Origin of the sequence: Roseicyclus sp. (genome assembly GCF_052168335.1) — a bacterium.
In the GTDB taxonomy this organism is placed as follows: Bacteria; Pseudomonadota; Alphaproteobacteria; order Rhodobacterales; family Rhodobacteraceae; genus Roseibacterium.
This window is the reverse complement of record NZ_JBQLZP010000366.1, coordinates 1-4885: the sequence shown is the minus strand read 5'-3', so window position 1 is coordinate 4885 and position 4885 is coordinate 1. Positions and strand designations below refer to the sequence as shown.

The window sequence follows — 4885 nt, the reverse complement described above, 5'->3', positions numbered from 1 at the left end:
GCCGGGCCGGGTCGCGGTCTTCGACGGCGACGCGCGGGAATTCGACCTGCCCGACCCGCTCGACGTGGCGGCGGAGGCGGGCGCGGGCGGCGACCGGATCGAGGCGCCGATGCCGGGGCTGGTGAAGGCGGTGTTCGTCGCTGCCGGCGACCGGGTGGAGCGCGGCCAGCGCCTCGCGATCCTCGAGGCTATGAAGATGGAGCACGCGCTGACCGCCGGCCGCGACGCGGTCGTGGCGGAGGTGCTGGTCGCCACCGGCGCGCAGGTCGAGGCGGGGGCGGCGCTGATCCTGCTCGCCTCCGAGGAGGCGGCGGCATGATCCGGCTGCACCACGTGCCGCAGTCGCGCTCGATGCGGACGCTCTGGCTCCTGCACGAGCTCGCCATCGACTTCGAGGTGGTGGAATGGCCCTTCGACAAGCGCCTGCGCTCGCCCGAGTTCCTCGCGCTGAACCCGGCGGGCCGCGTCCCCGCGCTGGAGCTCGACGGGCGTGCCATCTGGGAGACCGGCGCGATCACCGAGGTCCTGTGCGAGCGCTTTCCCGCGACCGGCATGGGCCGCGCGCCGGGCGATCCCGAGCGTATCGACTGGCTGATCTGGGTCCATTTCGCCGAGACGCTGAGCCAGCACATCGCGGCGCTGACCCAGCAGCACATCGCGCTCCGCGAGGATCACATGCGCTCGCCCGTCGTCATGTCGCTCGAGGCGAAGCGGGCGGAGAAGTGCCTCGCCGCCGTGGACGCGCGGCTCGAGGGGCGGGACTACCTCCTCGACGGCGGCTTCTCGGCGGCGGACGTGAGCGTGGGGCAGGCGGTCTACATGGCACGGCACTTCGTCAGGATCGAGGGTTTCCCGGCGCTCGGGGCCTGGTACGCGCGCATCAGCGCGCGGCCGGGCTTCATCGCGAGCCTGCCCGTCGAGGACAGCCAGCGCCTCTACACCCGCGACTACTACGCGCCCTGGCCGGTCGAGGGGGCGCGCTGATGCGGGTCGGTTCGGGACGCGGCCGGGTCGGCGTTCGCCGGACGCCTTCGGCGGCCTTGGGCCCGGCCGGGCGGACGCGCGGAGCAGTCCGCCCCCTGTCGTCAAGCCTTTCGCGGGCGAGACGCGTTCCGGCGGGCGGCCGTCGCACACGGGTCGGAGGCGGCGGCCCATCACGGACGGACGCCGTGGCGGGGCGGGGCTCGGTGGACGCCTTCGGCGGCCTCGGTGGCGGCCGCCGCGGCCACGGGCGAAGCGGTCGGCCGACGGAGGGGCCTCGCGGCATCGCTTCCGGTGAGGCGCGTCGGGGAGGGTGCCCTGCGCAGCCAACCCGGAGGACGCGCCCAGGGTCGCCGGTGTCGGCGCGGGGCGCGGGTCCGATGGCGGACGGCCCCGGACGCCTCGGAAGCGGGCACGAAACGGTATCCGGCGGCGGGAGCGCGACATCCCTCCGCGACCGGAAGGAGGCGCGGGGCTGATGGGCGAACATGTCGAGATCTTCGAGGTCGGGCCCCGCGACGGGCTCCAGAACGAGAAACGGCTGATCCCCACGGCGGAGAAGATCGCGCTGATCGACATGCTGAGCGGCGCGGGTTTCCGGCGGATCGAGGTGGCGAGCTTCGTCTCGCCCAGATGGGTGCCGCAGATGGCCGACAGCGGCGAGGTGCTCGCGGGCATCGCGCGCGCGCCGGGCGTCTCCTACGCCGCGCTCACGCCGAACATGCAGGGCTACGAGCGGGCGCGGGCGGCGCGGGCCGACGAGGTGGCGATCTTCGGCTCGGCCTCGGAGGGGTTCTCGAAGGCCAACATCAACGCCACCATCGAGGAGAGCCTCGCGCGTTTCGCCCCCGTGGCCGAGGCGGCCCGGGCCGACGGCATCCCCGTGCGCGGCTACATCTCCTGCGTGGTCGAGTGCCCCTATGACGGGCATGTCGATCCGGGCGCGGTGGCGCGGGTGGCCGCACGGCTCCGCGAGCTCGGCTGCTACGAGATCTCGCTCGGCGACACGATCGGGCGGGCGACGCCCGAGGGGACGGACGCCATGCTGGCCGCGGTGCTCGAGGAGGTTACGGCGGAGCGCCTCGCAGGGCATTTCCACGACACCTCGGGCCGGGCGCTCGACAATGTCGAGGTGGCGCTCGGCCGCGGCCTCCGGGTCTTCGACGCGGCGGTCGGCGGGCTCGGCGGCTGCCCCTACGCGCCCGGGGCGGCGGGCAACGTCGCGACCGAGGCCGTGGCGGCGCGGCTCGCGGCGCTGGGCTATGCCACGGGGCTCGACATGGCGCGGATCGCGACCGCGGCGGAGATGGCGCGGGCGATGCGGGCGGGGGCGTGAGCCGCGCCGGGCGGGGTCACGGGGCCCGCCATGGCGCGGAACGAGGCGGCGGAGACGGCGCGGGCGGGAATGTGAGCCACGCCGAAGGGGGGGTGCGGGGTTCTGCGGAGGCGAGTGGGCCATCGGTGGAGGCGGGCGCTTGCGAGGGGCGGGGCGAATGCGCGCGGTCGAGAGGGAAAGATGTGTTCGCCCCCCGGTGCGGTGTCGGGTCCGATGGCCGGGCCGGGCTTCGGACGGAGCGCGGGAATGGTGGGGATGGTGCGGGCGACGTCGCGGGGGTGTGATGGCCGAGGGTCGGACACGGGAACGAGGCGGACCGGTCGGGCGCAAGACGGTCGCGGGACGGGCGCGGGACGGGCGCTCCGGCGGGGTGCCGGGCAGCCGGTCGGCGCCCGCCCTCGGGGCCCTCGGAGCGGAGCAGCGTTCGAACCCCCCGCGGGTTCCAGGCGTGCCAGCCGCGGGGCGGGCGGAGGAGCGCGGCGGGCACGGGAGCATCGGGAGCGGCGTCGCGGCGCGCGGCTGACCGGCCGCGCACCGCGCCCGGACACGGGACGAAGCGCGAGGGACGACGACCGGCGGAGAGGCTGCGGGTCCGGCGCATGAGCCCCGCGAGGCGGGTGGGCGCGGGCCCGGCAAGATAGGCAAGGGAGCGAGGCACATGGGCGAGACGATCACGATCGACGTCGACGGGCGCGGGGTGGCGACACTCACGCTGAACCGGCCGGAGAAGCACAACGCGATGAACTCCGCGATGATCGCGGAACTGACGGAGGCGGCGGGCCGCCTCGGGCGCGATCCGGCCGTGCGGGTCGTCGTGCTGACCGGGGCGGGGCGGTCCTTCTCGGCGGGGGGCGACCTCGGCTGGATGCGGGCGCAGATGGAGGCCGACGCCGCCGCTCGCGCGCGCGAGGTGCGGAGCCTCGCCGAGATGCTGGGCGCGCTCGACCGGATGGCGAAGCCGCTGATCGGGCGCGTGCAGGGGCAGGCCTTCGGCGGCGGCGTGGGCCTGATCTCGGTCTGCGACGTGGCGGTGGGCGTCGAGGGCGCGAAGCTCGGCCTGACGGAGGTGCGGCTCGGGCTGATCCCGGCCACGATCGGACCCTACATCGTGGCGCGCATGGGAGCGGCGCGGGCGCGGCGCGTGTTCTTCTCGGGCCGGGTGTTCGACGTGGGCGAGGCGGTCGACCTCGGGCTCCTGGCGCGCGCGGTGCCGGAGGCGGCGCTCGACGCGGCCGTCGAGGCGGAGGTCGCGCCCTATCTCTCGGCCGCGCCGGGGGCGGTGGCGGCGGGCAAGCGCCTCGTGGCGGATCTGGGCCCGCGGATCGACGAGGCCCAGGTCGCCATGACCATCGAGGCGCTGGTCGGCCGCTGGGAGGACGCCGAGAGCGCCGAGGGGATCGCCGCCTTCTTCGAGAAGCGCAAGGCGCGCTGGATGGAGTGAACGCCGGCGGCCGAAGGTATTGCGCCGGCTCCGCCGTCGCCGGACGGGCAGTCCGGACTACCCGCTGGAAGGGGACGGACGCGGCCAAAGGGACACGGGCCTGGGCCTCCCGTGGGCGCGATCCGTGACGCCCCGGGTGGGGCTTGCCTCCGGTCGGGAGGTCGCGGCCTGGGGTGGACGGAGGGATTGCGCCGGCTGCGCCGTCGCCGGGGGATGGGGGACATCCGGGGTACCCGACTGGCGGGCCGGGCGCTGCCGTCTGGGGCGCGGGTGGCGCGGCCGGGTCTCCGGGCGCGATCCGTGGCACCCCGGGTGGGGCTTGCCTCCGGTCGGGACGTCGCGGCCTGGGGTGGACGGAGGGATTGCGCCGGCTGCGCCGTCGCCGGGAGAAAGGTGCGTCGCGAAGGGAGCGGGTGGGGAGAGGTGCGCCCCCCGGGCGGCAGCGGCGGGGCCTGCGCGGGGATGGGGTGCCGTGCGGTTGCGGGACTCCTGCGGGGGCGGCGGCGGAGGAATACCGGGGTCGGCTCGGCCCTTAGAGCCGGGCATGGTCGCCGGGGAGTGGATGTGCCGTCTCGAGCGGGCGCTTCTTCGGGGCGCCGGTCGTGCGGTCCTTGGCCCACGGGGCGGGAGCCTGCCGCCCTAAGTTCCGCGCGTAGCGGGGGCGCGTGTGGGAGGCGGAGGAATTGCGCCGGCTGCGCCGTCGCCGGGACGCGCGCCGCCTGCGCGGCGCGGGGGCGGGACACAGGCGCTGGCCGCCGGGAGGGGGCGGTCGGACGGTCGTGGTGTCGGGTGCCGCGGAGGCGGGACCGGGGGTGCGGGACCGTCGCGGGGGTCTGCGCGGCGTGGGTGAGGCCGTTTCGCGGGGTCCCTGGGTCCGTGCCGGCTCGGGAGGCGGAGGGATTGCGCCGGCTGCGCCGTCGCCGGGAGGCGCCGCGCAGGCGGCGCGGGGGCGGGGGCGCCGGCGCTGGCGGCCGGGAAGGTGGCGGTAGCAGTGGTCGCGGTCTCGGGTGCCGCTGAGGCGGGACCGGGGGATCGGGACCCTCGCCAGATTTGCGTGGCGGGCGGGAGGCCGCATCGCGGGGTCTCGTGGTCCGTTGCGCCTCGGGAGGCGGAGGGATTGCGCCGGC

Annotated in this window: 4 protein-coding genes; all 4 read left to right on the top strand. The window is 76.3% G+C overall.

The features are described 5' to 3' along the window. On the top strand, positions 1-319 hold a 319-nt coding region (locus ACTS11_RS11265; protein ID WP_442640408.1), incomplete at its 5' end, for an acetyl-CoA carboxylase biotin carboxyl carrier protein subunit. Then, on the top strand, positions 316-984 hold the full coding sequence (locus tag ACTS11_RS11260) for a glutathione S-transferase family protein (RefSeq protein WP_442640407.1): 669 nt from the start codon (positions 316-318) through the stop codon (positions 982-984). The genes ACTS11_RS11265 and ACTS11_RS11260, both read left to right, overlap by 4 nt. Before the next feature lie 475 nt (positions 985-1459). Next, a complete protein-coding gene (locus tag ACTS11_RS11255; protein ID WP_442640406.1) occupies positions 1460-2317 on the top strand; it encodes a hydroxymethylglutaryl-CoA lyase in 858 nt (285 codons plus the stop codon). A 658-nt stretch (positions 2318-2975) separates the two neighbouring features. Next, a complete protein-coding gene (locus tag ACTS11_RS11250; protein ID WP_442640405.1) occupies positions 2976-3758 on the top strand; it encodes a crotonase/enoyl-CoA hydratase family protein in 783 nt (260 codons plus the stop codon). The last annotated feature ends 1127 nt before the right edge of the window (positions 3759-4885 follow it).